The sequence below is a fragment of the Rhodoferax sp. GW821-FHT09E07 genome (genome assembly GCF_059416145.1).
Map to the genome: position 1 here is coordinate 272,943 of NZ_JBWKOP010000008.1, position 18,213 is coordinate 291,155.

At 65.1% G+C, this 18,213-nt stretch carries 20 protein-coding genes; 14 read left to right on the forward strand and 6 right to left on the reverse strand.

Features of this window, described 5'->3' with window-relative positions:
- Positions 1 to 23 precede the first annotated feature (23 nt).
- The 5 genes from AC07OE_RS17465 to AC07OE_RS17485 form a co-directional block, all read right to left on the reverse strand.
- Positions 24 to 242 carry a DUF2835 family protein gene (locus AC07OE_RS17465; RefSeq protein WP_495071841.1) on the reverse strand — a complete coding sequence of 73 codons (219 nt, stop codon included), beginning with the start codon at positions 240 to 242 and terminating at the stop codon, positions 24 to 26.
- A gap of 15 nt (positions 243 to 257) precedes the next feature.
- Entirely contained in the window at positions 258 to 425 is a 168-nt protein-coding gene (locus AC07OE_RS17470) for a hypothetical protein (RefSeq protein ID WP_495071842.1), read from the reverse strand.
- A 1-nt stretch (position 426) separates the two neighbouring features.
- Positions 427 to 882 carry a DUF3429 domain-containing protein gene (locus tag AC07OE_RS17475; RefSeq protein WP_495071843.1) on the reverse strand — a complete coding sequence of 152 codons (456 nt, stop codon included), beginning with the start codon at positions 880 to 882 and terminating at the stop codon, positions 427 to 429.
- A 113-nt stretch (positions 883 to 995) separates the two neighbouring features.
- Entirely contained in the window at positions 996 to 1,310 is a 315-nt protein-coding gene (locus AC07OE_RS17480; RefSeq protein ID WP_495071844.1) for a hypothetical protein, read from the reverse strand.
- Positions 1,311 to 1,418: 108 nt separating this feature from the next.
- Complete coding sequence (locus tag AC07OE_RS17485) at positions 1,419 to 1,805, reverse strand: BON domain-containing protein (RefSeq protein WP_495071845.1); 387 nt, start codon at positions 1,803 to 1,805, stop codon at positions 1,419 to 1,421.
- A 256-nt stretch (positions 1,806 to 2,061) separates the two neighbouring features.
- On the opposite strand from AC07OE_RS17485, the gene AC07OE_RS17490 reads away from it, so the two are divergent.
- Positions 2,062 to 3,471 (forward strand): DHA2 family efflux MFS transporter permease subunit, encoded by a 1,410-nt coding sequence (locus AC07OE_RS17490; protein WP_495071846.1) that lies wholly within the window; start codon positions 2,062 to 2,064, stop codon positions 3,469 to 3,471.
- A gap of 28 nt (positions 3,472 to 3,499) precedes the next feature.
- On the opposite strand, the gene AC07OE_RS17495 is transcribed toward AC07OE_RS17490, so the two are convergent.
- Entirely contained in the window at positions 3,500 to 3,775 is a 276-nt protein-coding gene (locus AC07OE_RS17495; protein WP_495071847.1) for a hypothetical protein, read from the reverse strand.
- A gap of 124 nt (positions 3,776 to 3,899) precedes the next feature.
- Between AC07OE_RS17495 and AC07OE_RS17500 the strand changes: the two genes are divergently transcribed.
- The 13 genes from AC07OE_RS17500 (at position 3,900) to AC07OE_RS17560 (ending at position 18,208) form a co-directional block, all read left to right on the forward strand.
- Positions 3,900 to 4,832, forward strand: coding sequence for a class I SAM-dependent methyltransferase (locus AC07OE_RS17500; RefSeq protein WP_495071848.1), 933 nt, complete (start codon positions 3,900 to 3,902; stop codon positions 4,830 to 4,832).
- Positions 4,833 to 4,844: 12 nt separating this feature from the next.
- Complete coding sequence (locus AC07OE_RS17505; RefSeq protein WP_495071849.1) at positions 4,845 to 5,519, forward strand: hypothetical protein; 675 nt, start codon at positions 4,845 to 4,847, stop codon at positions 5,517 to 5,519.
- An 11-nt stretch (positions 5,520 to 5,530) separates the two neighbouring features.
- Positions 5,531 to 5,776, forward strand: coding sequence for a hypothetical protein (locus AC07OE_RS17510; protein ID WP_495071850.1), 246 nt, complete (start codon positions 5,531 to 5,533; stop codon positions 5,774 to 5,776).
- Positions 5,777 to 5,843: 67 nt separating this feature from the next.
- Positions 5,844 to 6,497: a peroxiredoxin gene (locus AC07OE_RS17515; protein WP_495071851.1), complete on the forward strand. Its 654-nt coding sequence runs from the start codon at positions 5,844 to 5,846 to the stop codon at positions 6,495 to 6,497.
- 113 nt (positions 6,498 to 6,610) lie between these two features.
- Complete coding sequence (locus tag AC07OE_RS17520) at positions 6,611 to 8,260, forward strand: ABC transporter permease family protein (protein WP_495071852.1); 1,650 nt, start codon at positions 6,611 to 6,613, stop codon at positions 8,258 to 8,260.
- Between the two features lie 34 nt (positions 8,261 to 8,294).
- On the forward strand, positions 8,295 to 8,696 hold the full coding sequence (locus tag AC07OE_RS17525) for a Rieske (2Fe-2S) protein (protein WP_495071853.1): 402 nt from the start codon (positions 8,295 to 8,297) through the stop codon (positions 8,694 to 8,696).
- Positions 8,693 to 9,322 (forward strand): ATP-binding cassette domain-containing protein, encoded by a 630-nt coding sequence (locus AC07OE_RS17530; RefSeq protein WP_495071854.1) that lies wholly within the window; start codon positions 8,693 to 8,695, stop codon positions 9,320 to 9,322. The genes AC07OE_RS17525 and AC07OE_RS17530 overlap by 4 nt, the downstream gene beginning before the upstream one ends.
- 80 nt (positions 9,323 to 9,402) lie before the next feature.
- Positions 9,403 to 9,906, forward strand: coding sequence for a TlpA family protein disulfide reductase (locus AC07OE_RS17535; RefSeq protein WP_495071855.1), 504 nt, complete (start codon positions 9,403 to 9,405; stop codon positions 9,904 to 9,906).
- An 18-nt stretch (positions 9,907 to 9,924) separates the two neighbouring features.
- Positions 9,925 to 10,530: a CDP-alcohol phosphatidyltransferase family protein gene (locus tag AC07OE_RS17540; protein WP_495071856.1), complete on the forward strand. Its 606-nt coding sequence runs from the start codon at positions 9,925 to 9,927 to the stop codon at positions 10,528 to 10,530.
- Positions 10,527 to 12,710: a dihydrolipoyl dehydrogenase family protein gene (locus tag AC07OE_RS17545; RefSeq protein WP_495071857.1), complete on the forward strand. Its 2,184-nt coding sequence runs from the start codon at positions 10,527 to 10,529 to the stop codon at positions 12,708 to 12,710. Before AC07OE_RS17540 ends, AC07OE_RS17545 begins: the two co-directional genes overlap by 4 nt.
- Complete coding sequence (gene selD / locus AC07OE_RS17550) at positions 12,711 to 14,999, forward strand: selenide, water dikinase SelD (protein ID WP_495071858.1); 2,289 nt, start codon at positions 12,711 to 12,713, stop codon at positions 14,997 to 14,999. It begins immediately after the preceding gene.
- A gap of 12 nt (positions 15,000 to 15,011) precedes the next feature.
- Positions 15,012 to 16,139, forward strand: coding sequence for an FAD-dependent oxidoreductase (locus tag AC07OE_RS17555; protein WP_495071859.1), 1,128 nt, complete (start codon positions 15,012 to 15,014; stop codon positions 16,137 to 16,139).
- A 137-nt stretch (positions 16,140 to 16,276) separates the two neighbouring features.
- Positions 16,277 to 18,208, forward strand: coding sequence for a YhgE/Pip family protein (locus tag AC07OE_RS17560; protein WP_495071860.1), 1,932 nt, complete (start codon positions 16,277 to 16,279; stop codon positions 18,206 to 18,208).
- Positions 18,209 to 18,213: the final 5 nt, after the last annotated feature.

An 18,213-nucleotide genomic window follows, 5' to 3' on the forward strand; every position in this document is an offset into this window, starting at 1 on the left:
GGCTTATTTAGTGGTGAATGCGCCTACTGTTGGCGAAGCTGAGACCCCTTGCCGTCTTCATCGCAGGTCAACACGAAGTTGCCATGGATTCCACGAGCCGTCACAAACGGCATGAGCAGAGTGGCAGGGAACTGGACCGTGCGCCCATCCAGACACCGGGCCAGGACATTTCGGACTTCGCCCCGGTAATACGGGAGGTAATCCCGGGCGGATATGCTCAGCCCGAATTCAAAGCGGCGCATACCGCAGGGGCCCGTTCAGTGGTTCAGCCGTTCCAGCCACGAGAGATCGCAACAGTTGGAAAACATGTCGCCCATGACATACACCAGCACACCGCAGAAAAGCACGGAGAGTGCGCAGACCACCAGCAATCGGCCAAATCGTGGCGTGATGTCTTTTGGCGCATTGGTATTTGAATCTTCCATCTCATCGTCCCCAGTAAGTCCCCAGCCCCATGCACACACATGCAACCACGGTAATTTGAAATCGCAGCGGCAAGTACCAGGGCGGTAAAAATCCGTCATTGTGCAGCCGCGTGTCCTGCCAATAGTGCGTTGCAAACCCCAGGATCAGCACGTAGCCGGTGGCCACGCCGTCAAACATCAGCGCGACCCACGCGACCAGGGCGGGAACCACGCTCCAGATCAGGACGGCGTCCCGCTGTTTGTCAGGGATACCGGGAATCGCCAACGCAAAGCCCCAGTGCAGCGCACCCACAAAAGTGAGGATGACCGAGCCGTAGGAAAACAGCCCTTGGCTCCAGAAGATCACATTGTTCTTGTCCAGAGCCGTAGCGATGGTCAACAATAAAAAAGGCAGTAGCCCCCCATAGCCCAGCCAGGCGATGGTTCGTACCACGGGAGGTGGAATGGGAGATGCCAATGGGTGTACCTCTGTTGTCGGTGGAACTGTAGCAGTTGCGGCCCACCACGAAGAAGAGGCCATCCCAAGGATGGCCTCTTGTCTCGGCGCTTCAAAAGCGCGGTGTGGGGGATTTACTGCTTGGCAGGCGCTGCTGCAGCAGCTTTGGCTGCCTTGGCTTCGGCACGCTTGGCCTTCTTGGCGGCACGTTCAGCCTTCTTGGCTTCACGCTTGGCTTTGGCTTCTTCCAGCTTGGCGGCCTTGGTTTCTGCAGTGGCCTTGGGGGCCGCTACCGGTGTCTCTTTCGTCGCGTCTGGCGTCTTGGCGGCGGCAGGGGTTGCCACTGCTGCTGTTGCGGCAGGTGCTGCGGGCTTTGCGGCCGGCGCTTGTGCAGATGCACCCAATGCAGAGAGAACCAAGGCAGTAGCGATAAGAGATTGTTTCAACATAGAGACTTTTCGATGCATGGCGATATTGCCATGCACCCTTAACCCGGCTCGCATCGCTGCGGTTTACCCGGCCTTGGTAAACCTTTGTAAAGCCCCCACTGCAGCGGTTTAGCTGGCGGCCTCCACAGAGAGACCCGACACGTCCACACTGTGGACGCCATGCACACCCTCAGCGATCTTCTGCACCAAGTCGGCTGCGTCCTGCGTCGGCAGCTTGCCCTTCAACCACACCACGCCCCCCTTGGTCGTGACGCTCACCTTGAAGGCCTTGGAGGCGCTGTTGGCCAGAATTTCGGATTTGACCTTCGTGGTAATCCAGCTGTCGGACACGGCCTTCTCGACTTTGCTTTCTGCTTTTTCGAGTTTCTCTGTGGTGGTGGGTTCTTTGGTGGCGGCGTGGACCACAGCTGCGCCGGCTAGCAGCGCGACCGCCGCCAAAGCGGGGCGCAACAGGTTGCGGTAGGAGGAAGAAGATGAAGATTTGAAAAATGACATGGTATGTCCTCGGTCAGGTTGGAAATGCATGCCCAGCCCCGTATGAAAAGGCGACGCATGCAGCGGAACCCCAAGCGTGCCGCAGTGCAGTCCATGCATCCGTGCGCATGCGCACACACCAGGCCATGGTGTGCAACCGCAAGTGTGAAAAAGCGTAACCCTGGTGGAAACTGCCAATGTCCGTACGCAGCACGGCTATTGGCCGGGGTGTATTCTCAAACGCGAGTTCGCACCAACCTACGACACGAAGATCCAAATGGACACTGCCACCGTCAAGCGCTACCTGCCATGGGTGGTCGCCACCACGCTATTCATGGAGCAACTCGACTCCACCATCGTCAACACCGCAGTTCCGGCCATGGCGGCCAGCCTGAACGTGTCTCCGCTGAGCCTCAAGGGGGTGGTAGCGAGCTACATCCTGAGTCTGGCGGTAGGTATTCCCATCAGCGGATGGATGGCCGACAAGTTCGGAACCCGCAAGGTCTTTGCCTGGGCGGTCACCATCTTCACCCTGTCCTCCATCCTGTGCGGTCTCTCGGTCAACGTGCCCATGCTGGTTGCCGCGCGCATTCTGCAAGGCATTGGTGCCGCCATGATGATGCCGGTCGGCCGGCTCACCATCATCCGCACCTTTGCCAAGTCCGAACTCCTGGTGGCCATGAATTTCGTGGTGATCCCGGCCCTGATCGGGCCTCTGCTGGGCCCCACGGTGGGCGGGCTCATCGTGCACTGGCTGTCCTGGCGGGACATTTTCTTTGTCAACGTCCCCGTGGGCCTGGTGGCGCTGTGGCTCATCCATCGCTACATGCCGGACTACCGGGACCCGCACCGCGGGTCGCTGGACGTTATCGGCCTGTTGCTCTTCAGTTCGGGAACGGCCCTGCTGTCCTGGGTGCTGGAGGTCTTTGGCGAACATCAAATTGACGGCGCCACCGCCTCATTGCTTCTGGTGATTTCGCTTGCCCTGCTGGTGGGCTATGGCTTTCATGCGGGGCATACCCAGTTCCCGCTCTTGCGGCTCACCCTGTTCAGGGTGCGGACCTTCCGGATCTCCGTGCTTGGGGGTTTTGTGACCCGTCTTGGCCTGGGTGGCATGCCGTTCTTGTTGCCTCTGCTGTACCAGGTGGGGTTGGGCCTGTCCGCGTGGGAATCAGGTCTCCTGATGATGCCTGCGGCGATGGCGGCCATGGGCATGAAGCTTGTGGCCTCCAAAGTACTGGCGCGCTTTGGCTACCGCCAGGTGCTCATCGTCAACACGGTGTGCATCGGCATCACCGTGTCCCTGTTTTCATCGGTCTCGGCCAGCACGCCGTTGTGGCTGATTGCCTGTTTGGGTTTGGCGCAGGGCTTCTTCAATTCGCTGCAGTTCACCAGCATGAACTCCATGGCCTATGCCGACATAGACGCCAAGGACTCCAGCATGGCCAGCACCATTGGCAGCTCCCTGCAACAACTGTCCATGAGCTTCGGCCTGGCTTGCGGGTCTCTTGTGACCGGGTGGTACCTGGGCAACGTACCGCAAACCGACAGGCTGGCGGTGACCGGTGCGCTGCACCACGCGTTTCTCACATTGGGGGCCATCACCATCCTCTCGTCGCTGTCATTCTGGGCGTTAAAGGCGGGAGACGGTGAAGCCGTCAGCCAGGGCGCGGCATCCCCCACCTGAGAAATGTGCCCTTGGGCACATGCAAAGTTCAGCGGTCCTTGTTGGTGATGATGCGATCACTCTTGCGCGGCTTGCCGGCGCGCCCGGCTTTGGACCAGTCGTAGTCCTGCCCGTCGGGTGTCTTGCCGTCGACGATGGTGTCCACACCGGGCTTGCCCGCATGCTGCGGATTCTCGCTGACCATGGTCACAAAGCTGTGGCCGGCATCGCGCTTCTCTTTGGTGATCTGGAGCGCCTGGACGAGCTCCGTAGTCTCTTGCCCATGCACCTGCTGCGCCTCATCGGTCCAGTAAATCTTGAACATCGGTTCTCTTTCGTATTGACACCAGGGCAGGCGTTGCAAGCGGCCTGTCCCCAGCCGGTTCACATCCTACCTGCGGTGACTCCCCTACACTCACAGCCTTCCTTCTGCCTACCGCATCCACCCCTTGCAAGCCCTGCTCGACACCATCGCCGCGATAGACCTGCCCGCCCACGCCCAGCGCCTCTTTCACGGCCGTGGTGGCCTGCACCCTGGCTGCGAACACTGGGCGCTGGATGCCTACCCGCCTGTGCTGGTGCTCACCAGTTTTCAACCGGTTGACGACACAGCACTTGCCACCATTGGTGCCGCGCTGCACGCACGCTGGACCCACATTGCCCCTGGGCAGCCGCTGAACTGGGTGTTCCAGTGCCGCGCGGAGGGCCAGGCAGAGACACGGCTGATGGCCGGTGCCGTGCCCGATCCGCATGTGGTGTCCGAGGACGGTACGCAGTACAAGGTGCATGTTTTGCGCGGGCAAAACCATGGCCTGTTTCTCGACATGGCTGAAGGTCGGCGCTGGGTTCGCGAGCACGTGGCCACACACCCCAAGCCCTATGCCTTCAAGGTGCTCAACCTGTTTGCCTACACCTGCGCCTTCTCGGTGGTGGCGCTACAGGCCGGTGCCAAACAGGTGGTCAACGTGGACATGGGCCAGGGCGCGCTGGCAATTGGCCAGCAGAACCACCGGCTCAACGGCTTCAACACCGGCGCCAGCTTTCTGGCACACGACATCTTCAAGACCTGGGGCAAGATCACCCGCGGCGGACCCTACGACCTGATCATCCTGGACCCGCCCAGTTACCAGAAAGGCAGCTTTGTAGCCACCAAGGACTACGCCCGCCTGGTGCGGCGCCTGCCGGAGCTGCTGGCACCCGAGGGCCATGCACTCGTGTGCCTGAATGCGCCTGAACTGGATACCGCGTTTCTGCTGACGCACCTGCAGGAGCAGGCACCCGAACTCCGGTTTGTGCAGCGCCTGCCCAACCCTGCAGCGTTTGCCGATGCCTCGCCCGAACGGGCACTCAAGGTGCTGGTGTACCAGGCACCGCCGCTGTAGCCGGACTTGGGCATGAACCGCAAGCACTGGCACCACCTTGGCGCGCTGGCTCTGCTGCTGGCGGCTCGGTGGGCGGGGGCTGCTCCCGCCGACACGCTCCGGGCCCAGGAAATCGCCGAGTGCCGCCCAGGCGAAATTGCAACCTGGGGCGATGGCAGGGATCGCCCCGCCGTTGCAAACCCCATGATGTTTGCCTACAGCCACGCTGGCGCGCCTGCGTGGTTCGCGGAAACCGAAGTACTGGCGGCCGTGGAACGTGCTGCCAATGCATGGTCAGCCTGCGGCATTCCGGCCCAAGTGGTGCTGGTACCGCATGGCAGCCCCCCACCACCCAACGCCATCACCGTGCGCTGGAGTGACGACGACAGCCAGCGCAACTTTGGACTGGCCAACTTGGGCTTGAAGACCATGGCCCTGGGGCCCTCTGCCTTCCAGTTGCTCAACACCCGCAACCCCGCGCACGATGCGCGCGAGACCATGCAGATGGTCATCTCGCACGAGATGGGCCATTTGTTTGGCGTGGTGGCGCACTCCAGGCGCTGTGTCGATGTCAGCGCCTACTACCGCAATGTGCAAGGCGAGCAATGCCGCATCCGCGGGGGCGTGCCACTGCCACCCGGCGTAGAGTACCGATCTGTATTGCCCACGGCCTGCGACATCCAGCGCTGCCGGGCCGCCAACCCCTGAAAGAATCCGCCATGCCCGCCACCGAAATCCAGGTCACCGCCGCCGGCACCGTTGCCGGCAAAGCCTTGCTCATCCCCACCGGACAGCACGGCCCCACCTTGCCCCATGTGCAGGACTGGGTCACCGCCAAGCTGAAAGCCAAGCAGCCCGTCAAGGACGTCAGCAACATGGTGCTGGTCAAGGGCATCAAGCAGTGGTCGGCCTACGAGGAAAAGGCTGGGGGGAAGAAAGTGCTCACCGTCTTCAAAATCACCTGACCCTGCCCACGGCACGCCCTGCCGACTTCTGGCAAACTGCTTCTCCCTTATCAACCGGAGGAAAACCATGGCACTGCGCATCAACGATCTCGTCCCCAACTTCACGGCCGATACCGACCAGGGCCCCATCACATTCCACGATTGGATTGGCTCCGGTTGGGCGATTCTGTTTTCCCACCCCAAGGACTTCACCCCCGTGTGCACCACCGAGTTCGGTGCCGTGGCCCAGTTGGCCTACGAATGGGCCAAGCGCAATACCAAGGTGATTGGCGTGTCCGTAGACGGCGTGGAAGCCCACAAGAAGTGGAAGGGCGACATTGAAAAATTTGCCAGCGCCAAGGCCGGCTTCCCCATCATTGCGGACGAAGGCCTGGCCGTGTCCAAGCTGTTTGACATGCTGCCCGCCGAAGCCTACCTGCCCGATGGCCGCACCGCGGCCGACACGGCCACGGTGCGCTCGGTGTTCATCATCGGTCCGGACAAGAAACTCAAGCTCTCCATGACCTACCCCATGTCGGTGGGTCGCAACTTTGCAGAAGTGCTGCGCGCACTGGATGCCTTGCAACTAACCTTCAACGTGCCCCTGGCCACGCCCGCCAACTGGTCGGTCGGTCAGGATGTGATCGTGGCCCTGTCACTCAACGACGACCAGGCCCGCGAAAAGTACGGCAACCTGGACATCAAGCTGCCCTACCTGCGCACCACCCACGCGCCCAAGTGAGGCCCGGGCTCAGGCCCAGCCACGCGGAGCGCAAACGCCAGACGCTATGTTTTTAATAGCTTCTGGCGCAATCTGCACGGGGGCTGCGGGCCAATTTCCCTAGCATTGACCCCATGCACAGGCCATTCCCACGTCGCGGCCACCTGGTCGCCATCGCCTGCCTGTTGGCCGCGCTGCTGCCGCTGGCCTGGAGTCTGTGGGGGGCTGTGGCCGCCGGGCTGGACCCAGCGGCATGGGCCGCACTGGCGCAGGCGCCCCATGCCGCTGCAGCACTGGCTGCCAGCGCATGGACCGGGCTGGCCTCCACCCTGTTGGCCAGCGCCGCCACGGCGTGGATATTGGCCGCCACGGTGGGTCAGGAGCACAGCGCGGCATACGGCAACCGCCTCACCCGCCTGCTCTCGCCCCTGCTGGCAGTGCCGCACGCAGCCTTTGCCATTGGGCTGCTGGCCCTGCTGGCGCCCAGTGGCTGGCTGCTGCGCCTGCTTTCGCCCTGGGCTACCGGATTCACCACGCCCCCGCCCTGGACGACCACGCAGGATCCCTGGGGTCTGGGCCTCATCGCGGTGCTGGTGTGCAAGGAGATTCCATTTCTGCTGTGGACCGCGCTGGCCTACCTGCGACGCCCCGATGTGGCACAGCGCCTGCGGCAAGAGCTGCGCGTGGCCCACACACTGGGCTACAACGCGCGCAGTGCGTGGTGGCGCGTGGGCTGGCCCCAACTCCTGCCGCACTTGGCAGCACCCTTGCTGGCCGTACTGGCCTACAGCCTGACAGTGGTGGATGTGGCACTGCTCATCGGCCCAACTTCGCCACCCACACTGGCAGTGCTGGCCTGGCAGTGGCTGCAGGACGCCGACCCGGCCACGAATGCGCAGGGCGCTGCAGCGGCCTGGCTGCTGGCCGCGGTGCTGGCACTGGGCGCAACCTTGGTCTGGGCCCTGGCGCAGGCCCCGCAGTGGCGCCAGCGCTGGACTCACGGTGCGCCGCCATACGCCCGCCGCGCAACGGCAAACCGCTGGCCCGTGCCGCTGGCCATTCTGCTCGCCGCCTATGGGGCGGTGATGCTGGCGCTGCTGCTGGGCAGCGCCATCGGGCCCTGGCCATTTCCGCAGCTGTGGCCCGAGGCCTTCACCGGGTCCGCTTGGCAAAGCGTGGCGGGCAGCGGTACCACGCTGGGAACCAGCGTGTGGTTGGCACTGGCGAGCAGCCTGGCTGCATTGCTGTGGGCAGTGGCTTGGCTGGAGTGGGCGCCTGCGCTCTGGCAGCAGCGCGCCCAACCCCTGCTCATGCTGCCGCTGGTGCTGCCCGCGGTGCTATGGGTGGTCGGGCTGCACCGGCTCAGCCTGGCCTGGGGTCTGGACGCCACAGGCACGGGCCTGTGGCTGGCGCACACGCTGGCCTCGCTGCCCTATGTGCTGATTGCACTGCAAGGACCCTACCAGGCATTTGACGGGCGGCTGCACCAAGTGGCGGCCACACTGGGCCATGGGCGGCTGCACTTTCTGCTGCGCGTGAAATGGCCCCTCCTGCGCAGTGCGCTGGCGGCCAGCGTTGCCATTGGCTTTGCGGTCAGCGTGGCGCAATACCTGCCTACGCTCTATGTCGGTGCGGGCCGTTTTGCCACGGTGACCACCGAGGCAGTGAACCTGGCCGCTGGCGGCCAGCGCTCGCTCACCGCGGCCTATGCCTGGCTGCAGTGGCTGCTGCCGGTGCTGGTGTTTGCACTGGCCGCGCGGCTGGGGCGTGCGCGCAGGTTCTGAGGTTGCAATCACGGCCACCCGATACCATTGCACCATGGCCACCTCCTCCCCACCATCCAGCCACCTGCCGCCCCCGGGCACAGTGCTGGGCCGGCTGGACGCGTTGGCCGATGGCAGCGCCACCATGCTGGAACTGCCCACCCCCGACGCCCAATCCCCAAAGCCCTTTCGCTACCTGCTGCTGCGCAGCGGCGATGCCGTGCGGGCCTATGAAAACCGCTGCGCCCACTTTGGCGTGCCGCTGGCCTCTCGGCAGGACCTGCTGATTTTCAAGCCCCACACCAGCATCAGCTGCAATGTGCACTACGCGCGCTACCGCTGGAGCGACGGCGTCTGCGAATCCGGTGACTGCGTGGGCGAAGCCCTGCCCGCCATTCCGGTGCGACTGGATGCCCAGGGCAACATCTGTATCGCCGGCGATGGGGCTGCACCGTGAGCCTGCAAATCCACATCGTGCGTCTGGCCACACCCAGCGCCACCCTGGTGCAGGACCTGCGCCTGCACATTGCGCCCGGCTCGGTGCACACGCTGATGGGCGCGAGCGGTTCGGGCAAAAGCAGTGTGCTGGCCGCCGTATGCGGCACGCTGGACGAAGGCCTGCAGTGCGAGGCCGAGATCACGCTCCACGGCCAGCGCATCGACACCCTGCCCACGCAGGCGCGGCGCGTGGGCATTCTGTTCCAGGAGGACCTGCTGTTTGCCCACATGACAGTACGCGAAAACCTGCTCTTTGCCGTGCCCCCAGGCGCGCAGCCCGCGCGCGAAGCCCAGGTGCTGCAAGCGCTGGCCGATGTGGAAATGGCGCCTGCGCTGCACGCCAACCCGGCCACGCTCTCGGGCGGCCAGCGCGCCCGCGTGGCGCTGGCGCGTGCTCTGCTGGCCCAACCACGGGCGTTGCTGCTGGATGAACCTTTTTCCAAACTGGACGCGGCCTTGCGGGGCCGCATGCGCACACTGGTGTTTGGCCTGGTGCGGACGCGCCAGATTCCCGCGCTGCTGGTGACCCACGACGCCGCCGACGTGGCTGACCCCGCCCACGTCACCCAACTCGGTTCGGCCTGATTGCCAGCGCAACGCGTAAGAATTCGGCACTGTGAGCGACCAAGGTGTGTCCCCTCCCCATCCACCTTAGACTCCCCACCATGACATACCCCCTGCTCCGGCTTGCCACCCTGGTCGTTTTCTGCCTGGGCACTGGCGTGCAGGCACAACCCTCGCCCACCACGGTGCTGCCCGGCAGCAGCCTGCAGTTCAGCGCCAGCGACGCCAAGGGCCAACCCTTCCAGACCTCCGCCATCCGCAACAAGGTGGCCGTCGTCTTCATCTGGTCCACCGCCTGCGCGGTGTGCCGCGACAGCCTGCCTGAACTGCGCGCCAACCAGCGTGGCTGGCAAAACAAGCCCTTTGCCCTGGTCAGCGTGAACGTGGACCGCAAGACCGAAGACTGGCTGGCCTACGAAACCGCCGTGGGCCAGACACAGACGCCAGGCAGTGGCTGGATCAGCGTGCACCAGCGCGCGGAAGCACCGCCCACCGCCCGCCTGCCCGTGACCCTGCTGGTCAACCCCCAAGGCAAAGTCATCTCGCGCTTTGAGGGCCGGCTGGCCCCCGAGGTCTGGGACGGCGTGGCCGAGATGCTGCCCTGACTCTGCACCCCACTTCCCATGCTGGACCGCTACCTCACCACCCTGGTTCGCCCGCCGCTGCAGGCAGTGGCGCGCGTGCTCGTGCGTGCCGGTGTGGGAGCCAACACCGTCACGCTGCTGGGGTTTGGCATTGGCATGCTTGCTGCAGTTTTGATAGCTAATGGCGCTTATTCCATGGGGGCTATAGCCATCTTGGCTTCCAGATTGTGTGATGGCCTGGATGGCGCCATAGCACGCCAGACCCAGGCCACCGACGCCGGGGGCTTTCTGGACATCACACTGGATTTCCTGTTCTACGCCAGCATCCCGCTGGGCTTTGCCGTGGCCAACCCGGTGGAAAACGCATTGGCTGCGGCCGCGCTGCTGGCAAGCTTCATTGGCACCGGCTCCAGCTTTCTGGCGTTTGCGGCACTGGCTGCCAAGCGGGGCATCCAGGACCTGTCCACCCCTGACAAGTCGTTCTACTTTCTGGGCGGACTGACGGAAGCCACCGAAACGCTGGCCTTCTTTGTGGCCATGTGCCTGTGGCCCACCCACTTTGCCATGCTGGCCTGGATCTTTGCCGGCTTGTGCGCGGCCACCATCGTCACCCGCATCTGGTGGGGCTGGGAAGCGTTTCAGTGAAGCGCAGCCAATGGGTGTTGTTGCTGGGCTTTGTGGGCCTGGTGGCGGCCTTCTTTGCGCTGGGCCTGGGGCAATACCTGAGCCTGGACGCCCTGCAGCAAAGCCACGCGGCACTGGAAGACTTCCATGCCCAGCACCGCTGGGGCGCACGCGCGGCCTACTTTGCGGTGTACGTGGCGGTGGCTTCACTGTCGCTACCCGGTGCGGCGGTGCTCACGCTGGCCGGAGGCGGTGTGTTTGGCCTGGGTTGGGGCCTGCTGCTGGTGTCGTTTGCCTCCAGCATCGGTGCCACGCTGTCGTTTCTAGCCGCGCGCTTTGTGCTGCGCGACGCCGTGCAGGCGCGCCTGGGCCAGCGCCTGACCGAGGTGAACCGGGGCATTGCGCAGGATGGTGCGCTCTACCTGTTCAGCCTGCGCCTCATCCCCGTGGTGCCGTTTTTTGTGATCAACCTGCTCATGGGGCTGACCACGCTGCGCACCTGGACGTTTTACTGGGTCAGCCAGCTGGGCATGCTGGCGGGCACCGCGGTCTATGTGAATGCGGGCACGCAGCTGGCCAGCATCCAGTCACTGCGCGACGTGGCCAGCCCCGGCATCCTCGGTGCGTTTGTGCTGCTGGGCCTGTTTCCCCTGGGCGCAAAAGCCGTGATGAACGCCTTCCAGAAGCGCAAGGTGTACGCGCGCTGGAACGCCGTGCGACCCAAGACGTTTGACCGCAACCTCATCGTCATCGGCGGGGGCGCAGGCGGCCTGGTGTCGGCCTATATTGCGGCCGCTGTCAAGGCCAAGGTCACGCTGGTGGAAGCGCAGCAGATGGGCGGCGACTGCCTGAACTTTGGCTGCGTGCCGAGCAAGGCCTTGATCAAAAGCGCCAACCTGGCCCACCAGATCCGCCACGCAGAGCGCTATGGTTTACATAGCGCTTCGCGCAATGGTGACGGGGGCCAGGCACCGTTTTCATTTAAAGCTGTGATGCAACGCATCCAGACCGTGATTGCCGCCATTGCGCCGCACGACAGCGTGGAGCGCTACACCGCGCTGGGCGTGGAGGTGTTGCAGGGGTATGCCAGTATTGCCAGCCCGTGGACGGTGGAGATTGCGCTGAACGACGGCAGCACACAGACACTGACCACGCGCAGCATCGTCATCGCGGCAGGCGCCCGGCCCGTGGTGCCGCCGCTGCCCGGTCTGGAAGACGTGGGCTATGTGACCAGCGACACGCTGTGGGAGCGCTTTGCCCTGTTGGACGAGATTCCTCGCCGCCTGGTGGTGCTGGGCGGCGGCCCCATAGGCTGCGAGCTGGCACAGGCCTTTGCGCGTCTGGGCGCGCAGGTCACCCAGGTGGAAATGGCCCCGCGCCTGCTGCTGCGTGAAGACGACGACGTGGCCGCGCTGGCCACCCAGGCCCTGGAGGCCGACGGCGTGCGGGTGCTGACCGGCCACCGGGCGCTGCGCTGCGAATGGGCGGAGGGCGAGAAGGTACTGGTGGTGGAGCACAACGGCGTGGAACTGCGCATCGCGTTTGACGAGCTGCTGTGCGCCGTGGGCCGCAGCGCACGCCTGAGCGGCTATGGCCTGGAGGAATTGGACATCCCCACCGACAAGACGGTGCAAACCAACGAGTACCTGCAAACCGTGTACCCCAACATCTATGCCGCGGGCGACGTGGCCGGGCCCTTCCAGTTCACCCACACCGCGTCGCACCAGGCCTGGTACGCAGCGGTGAACGCGCTGTTTGGCGATTTCAAGCTGTTCAAAGCCGACTACCGCGTCATCCCCCGCGCCACCTTCATCGCCCCCGAGGTGGCCAGCGTGGGCCTGAACGAACAGGACGCCGCCGCCCAGGGCCTGGCCTGCGAGGTCACCCGATACAACCTCGATGACCTGGACCGCGCGATTTGCGACGGCAAAGCACAGGGCTGGGTGAAGGTGCTGACCGTGCCGGGCAAGGACACGATTCTGGGCGTGACCATTGTGGGCAGCCACGCGGCTGAGCTGCTGGCCGAGTACGTGCTGGCCATGAAGCATGGTCTGGGGCTCAACAAGATTCTGGGCACCATCCACACCTACCCCACCTTTTCCGAGGCCAACAAGTACGCGGCCGGCGCATGGAAGCGCGCCCACCAGCCCGAGCGCCTGCTGGACTGGGTGCGCCGCTTCCACGACTGGAGGCGCGGCTAGGTGCAAGCGCCGACTACCCCGATCAGCCGCGACATCGTTTTGGTGGGCGGCGGCCACAGCCATGTGGGTGTGCTGCGCCACTTTGGCATGCACCCGCTGCCGGGCGTGCGCATCACCCTCATCTGCACCGACGCGCACACGCCCTACTCGGGCATGCTGCCGGGCTACATCGCAGGCCACTACAGCTATGACGAGGTACACATCGACCTCAGCCGCCTGTGCACCGCCGTGGGTGCGCGCTTCATCCAGGCCGAGGTCACCGGGCTGGACCGAGACGCCCGCTGCGTGCAGCTGCGCGGGCGCCCCGACATGGCCTACGACGTCGTGTCTATCAACACCGGCTCCACCCCGCAAACGCAGACTGTGCCGGGGGCCACCGCGCACGTGGTGCCTGTCAAGCCCATCACCCGGTTCAACCAGCGCTGGCTGGCGCTGCTGGCCCGCGTGCGTGACCACGCGGGATGCACCACCCTCGCCGTGGTGGGCGGCGGGGCCGGCGGCGTGGAGCTGTGCCTGGCGCTGCAATACCGGCTGCGCCATGAAATGCAGACCCTGGGCCGCAACCCCGACGCGCTGAAGTTTCATATCTTCAGTGCAGAGGGCCTGCTGCCCACACACAACCCAGGCGTGCAGCGGCGCTTTGCCCAGGTGCTGGCGCAGCGCGGTGTGCAGGTGCACGCACATGCGGCCGTGGCCGAGGTGCAGACGGGCCGCCTGCGCACCGCCGACGGTGCGTGGTATGACGCCGACGAAGTGGTTTGGGTCACGCGCGCCACAGGTGCCGCCTGGCTACGCGGCACCGGCCTGGCACTCGACGCCAAGGACTTTGTGCAGGTCACCGACTGCCTGCAGTCCCCCACGGACCCGCGGGTGTTTGCCGCGGGCGACGTGGCCAGCCTGCCGCAACCGCTGGAAAAAGCCGGCGTGTTTGCGGTGCGCATGGGCATGCCACTGGCCAAAAACCTGGCGCGTGCCGTGCAGGGCATGCCGCTGCAGCCCTACCATCCGCAACGCCGCTGGCTGGCGCTCATCAGCACGGGTGACCGGTACGCCGTGGCCTCACGTGGCGCGCTGGGCTTTGCCGGGAGATGGGTTTGGCGCTGGAAGGACCAAATCGACGAGCGCTTTATGCGCCGCTTCAACGACTATCAGCCGCGCCCCGGCATGGCCGCCGCACCTGCGCAGGCCCTGCCACTGAGTGCCGAAGAATCGCAACAAGCCATCTCGGCCATCGCCATGCGCTGCGGCGGTTGCGGGGCCAAGGTGGGGGCCACGGTGCTGTCACAAGCGCTCAGCGGTTTGCAGCCCGTGGCGAATGCAGACGTGCTGATTGGCCTGCACGCCCCCGACGATGCGGCCGTAATGCGCGTGCCGCCGGGCCAGGCTTTGGTACATAGCGTCGACTTCTTTCGTGCCTTTGTGGACGATCCCTATCTGTTTGGCAAGATTGCCGCCAACCACGCGCTGGGCGACCTGTTTGCCATGGGGGCTAGGCCCCACACCGCCACCGCGGTGGCCACCGTGCCGCCCGGCCTGGAGCGCCAGGTGGAGGCCACGCTGCGCCAGATGATGACGGGCGCGGTAGAGGTGCTGAACGCCGCGGGTTGCACACTGGTGGGTGGCCACACCGGCGAAGGCGCCGAGCTGGCACTGGGTTTTGCGGTGAACGGTTTGGTGGACGTGGCGGCCGACGGCAGCCTGCCCACGGTGCTGCGCAAGGGCGGCATGCAAGCCGGCGACGTGCTGATCCTGACCAAACCCCTGGGCACAGGCACGCTGATGGCCGCCCACGCGCAACTGCAGGCCAAGGGCCGCTGGGTGCAGGCCGCACTGACCCACATGGCACACAGCAACCAGCAAGCGGCACACACGCTGCGCGCGCATGGCGCCACCGCCTGCACCGATGTCACCGGCTTTGGCCTCTTGGGCCACTTGGTGGAAATGACGCGGCCCAGTGGCGTGGACGCGCAGCTGAACCTCGATCAACTGCCGCTGCTGGACGGCGCGCAGGACTGTGTGGCGCGGGGCATCGTCAGCTCCTTGCAGAGCGCCAATGTGCGGCTGCGCCGCGCCCTGCGCGACCAGGAACGCTGGGTGCACCACCCGCGCTACCCGCTGTTGTTTGACCCACAAACCGCCGGGGGGCTGCTGGCCAGCGTGCCTGCGGCGCAGGCCCAGGCCTGCCTGGCTGCGCTGCAGGCCCAGGGCTACACCCAGGCCTGCGCCATCGGCCATATTGCTGCCCAGAGCGATGCGCTGGCACCGGTGGTATTGGCCGCCCACTCATGAAACAATAGCGCCATGAACGCTCTGGCTGCGCATCTCAAAGACCATGCCGAATCGGCCCACGGGGGGGACGCCCATGGCTACCAGCCCCGGCAGCTGGTGCTGCTGGGCGGTGGCATGGCGAATTTGCAGTTGCTCTCCAGCCTGGCCGCCAAGCCGTTGGCCGAGATGCGCATCATTCTGGTGGCGCCCTACCCGCGCAGCATCTACCCCGGAATGCTGCCCGGCTTTGTGGCGGGCCGCTACGCGCTGGACGAATGCGCCATCCCGCTGGAACCGCTGGTGCGACGCGCCGGCATCCGCTGGCTGCCCCGTACCGTGCGTGCGCTGAATGCGGTGACCCAAACCCTGGAACTCGACGACGGCAGCAGCCAACACTATGACTGGCTATCGGTGAACACCGGCCCGGTGCAAAACCGGGAGCAGATCGAACGCGACATTCCGGGCGCGCGCGAGCACGGCTTGTTTGTACACCCCATGGAAACCTTTGCTGCGTTGTGGCCCCGCGTCTGCGAGCTGGGCCAGACCCGCGCCCTGCGGGTGGCCGTAGTGGGCGGTGGCACGGCGGCCATGGAACTGGCGCTGGCCGTGCGCCAGCGCCTGACGGACAGCGCCGTGACCCTGGTGGCCCCCCCGCTGGCCGCCGACGGACCGCCGGCCAGCCCCACCGAGCTGCGGTTGATCGCTGCCATGAAAACCCAGCGTGTCACCGTGCTGCACGACACCGCAGTGGGACTGAAAGCTGACGAAATCAAGCTGGGCTGTGGCGCACGCTTGGCCTGCGATGTGCCCCTGCTGGCCATCGAAGGGCAAACTCCGGCCTGGCTGGCCAGCAGCGCGCTGGCGCTGGATACGCATGGCCAGATTGCCACCGACGCCTACCAGCGCAGCACCAGCCACCCCCAGGTGTTTTCCGTAACCGACAGCAGTCTGGCCTTGGCGCACAACCTGCCCGCGGCCACCACGGGCAAGCACTTGCACACGCCACGCCAGGCTTCGCATGCGCTGCAGCTGATGTTTGGCGGGGCGCACCAGGCCGTCGCCAGTTGGGGCACGTACAGCGCCCAGGGTCGGCCCTGGAATTGGCTCAAAGACTGGACCGACCGGCGCTTTGTGGCACGCTATCTGCAAGGCAGCTCCTGAGCGTTTTTTTTGGTAACCGGTTGGTAACACTGCTTTGGTGCGGCAGCCCACATAGGCACCGCGGCTGAGCGACAATGGTTTGCAAAGGCGCAGACCGCAACACCGTCGTTGCCACCCAACCTCCTACCGCAACTGCGATGAATTTTTTCCACCAGATTGCCTATGTCGCCCGCAACGAAGCGCAAGCCTTTTTGCGCTTCCCCAAGCTGATGCTGGCCACTGTGGCAGTGGCTCTGCTGCCTGCGCTGTACGCGGTAATCTACCTGTCCAGCGTATGGGACCCCTCCGCCAACACAGGGGCGCTGCCGGTCGCGCTGGTCAACCTGGACGATGGCGTGGAATACCGCGACCAGGTGTTCAACGTGGGCTGGCAGGTGGTGTCCAAGCTCAAACACTCGGGCCGGTTCGGCTATCTGGATTACCACGATGCTGAAGCCGCTCGCCAGCGTGTGCGCCAGGGCAAGCTTGCGTTCGCACTGATCATTCCGCGCGACTTCAGCTCCAACGCTATTCCAGGTGCACAGCCTGGTGGCGGCAAGCTGGTGATCTACACGTCGGAAGGCAATAACTACGAGACCGCGTCGATTGCGCGCCAATTCGCCACCGAACTCGGACACGAGGTCAATGAGAGCCTCAACGAACGCCGCTGGGCGCTGGTCCTGACCAACGCCGCAGGCTCGCAGCGCAGCGTGTCGCAGCTGCGCGCGGGGGTGCACCAGTTGCAGGTGGGTGCCCAGGAACTCAGCGCGGGTACGACCCAGACAGCCACCGCCGCCAAGACCCTGACCAACGGCGCCAACCGCGTGAGCGATGGCGTGGGCCTGCTGACCAGCGGTATGAAGCAACTGGGCGCCGGCCTGCGCACCATGGATGCACGGCGCCCACCCAATTCCGAACTGAACCGGCTCAGAAGTGGCGCTGAGGCCCTGGCGGAGGGCCATATCGAACTGGGACAAGGCATGGAGGCCCTCCAGTACGGAAACCAGAAAATCCTGGAAGGCGTGAATGGCTTCAAGGACGAGGCGAACAACAGCATGCTGGTGCCGACCAAAGTGAAGGAAAGCATTGGCCAGTTGTCCAGCGGCCTGTCGCAACTGGACGATGGCCTGAAATCGGCGGCAGAAGCACAGCAAAAGCTCAGCGACGGGGCTAGCCGCCTGAGCGCGGGCGTGGGCACCCTGACCAATGGCATGCGTGCCCTTACCGGGGGAATACGTACGGCGGTGTCCAAGCTGCCCGAGGACAGCCAGCTCGACGACCTGGGATCAGGCGCCAGTGCCGTGGCCAGCGGCAGCAATGCGCTGGCAGAGGGCCTGCAAAAGGTCAAGAATGGCACCCAGACGTTGAACGGCGGCTTGGACCTGCTGGCCAACTCACTGCCCGCCACCATCGACACCCCCGAGGGCAGTGCCGAGGGTCTGGCGAACTCGGTACAACCCGTGATGGAAGTGGAGGCCCAGGTCCAGAACAGTGGCAGTGGCTTTGCGGCCAACATCATCCCTGCATCGCTGTGGCTGGGCGCCGGGATTGCGGCCTTCCTGATCCATGTGCGCTCCCTGCCACGCCAGGCACAGCGCTTTGCCCGTGCCGCCCAATTGCTGGGCAAGCTCGTCCTGCCGATGGCCGTTGTGATCTTGCAGGCAGCCCTGGTGTGGGTAACGGTGCTGTACGTGCTGAAGATCCGGGTGCTCACGCCCGGGGCCTTCGCCCTCACGCTGGGCATCGCCGCCGTGACATTTTTGGCGCTGGTGTTCCTGCTGACCAAGGCCTTTGGCGACGCGGGCAAGGCCCTGGCCATGGTGCTGCTGGCGGTGCAGCTGTCTTCGTCGGGCGGTGTGCTGCCGGTCGAACTGAGCGGTGGGCTGTTCGCCCAGATCAGCCCCTGGTTGCCGCTGACCTGGGTGGTGCGGGCCATCAAGGCCAGCATGTTTGGCGCCTATGACGGCAGCTGGCACCAGCCGCTGCTGCTGGTAGCCGCCGCGGGAGCCGCGGCGCTGCTGGTGGCGGCCTATCTGGGGCACTGGCGCTATGTCAAGGCAGGCGCCATGCGCCCCGCAGTGGACCTGTAAGGCCT

Bases quoted from the DNA above. Each gene is read 5' to 3' on its own strand.
- AC07OE_RS17465 (WP_495071841.1), bottom strand. From the start codon at position 242: ATGCGCCGCTTTGAATTCGGGCTGAGCATATCCGCCCGGGATTACCTC.
- AC07OE_RS17470 (WP_495071842.1), bottom strand. From the start codon at position 425: ATGGAAGATTCAAATACCAATGCGCCAAAAGACATCACGCCACGATTT.
- AC07OE_RS17480 (WP_495071844.1), bottom strand. From the start codon at position 1,310: ATGTTGAAACAATCTCTTATCGCTACTGCCTTGGTTCTCTCTGCATTG.
- AC07OE_RS17485 (WP_495071845.1), bottom strand. From the start codon at position 1,805: ATGTCATTTTTCAAATCTTCATCTTCTTCCTCCTACCGCAACCTGTTG.
- AC07OE_RS17490 (WP_495071846.1), top strand. From the start codon at position 2,062: ATGGACACTGCCACCGTCAAGCGCTACCTGCCATGGGTGGTCGCCACC.
- AC07OE_RS17495 (WP_495071847.1), bottom strand. From the start codon at position 3,775: ATGTTCAAGATTTACTGGACCGATGAGGCGCAGCAGGTGCATGGGCAA.
- AC07OE_RS17505 (WP_495071849.1), top strand. From the start codon at position 4,845: ATGAACCGCAAGCACTGGCACCACCTTGGCGCGCTGGCTCTGCTGCTG.
- AC07OE_RS17510 (WP_495071850.1), top strand. From the start codon at position 5,531: ATGCCCGCCACCGAAATCCAGGTCACCGCCGCCGGCACCGTTGCCGGC.
- AC07OE_RS17515 (WP_495071851.1), top strand. From the start codon at position 5,844: ATGGCACTGCGCATCAACGATCTCGTCCCCAACTTCACGGCCGATACC.
- AC07OE_RS17520 (WP_495071852.1), top strand. From the start codon at position 6,611: ATGCACAGGCCATTCCCACGTCGCGGCCACCTGGTCGCCATCGCCTGC.
- AC07OE_RS17525 (WP_495071853.1), top strand. From the start codon at position 8,295: ATGGCCACCTCCTCCCCACCATCCAGCCACCTGCCGCCCCCGGGCACA.
- AC07OE_RS17535 (WP_495071855.1), top strand. From the start codon at position 9,403: ATGACATACCCCCTGCTCCGGCTTGCCACCCTGGTCGTTTTCTGCCTG.
- AC07OE_RS17540 (WP_495071856.1), top strand. From the start codon at position 9,925: ATGCTGGACCGCTACCTCACCACCCTGGTTCGCCCGCCGCTGCAGGCA.
- AC07OE_RS17555 (WP_495071859.1), top strand. From the start codon at position 15,012: ATGAACGCTCTGGCTGCGCATCTCAAAGACCATGCCGAATCGGCCCAC.
- AC07OE_RS17560 (WP_495071860.1), top strand. From the start codon at position 16,277: ATGAATTTTTTCCACCAGATTGCCTATGTCGCCCGCAACGAAGCGCAA.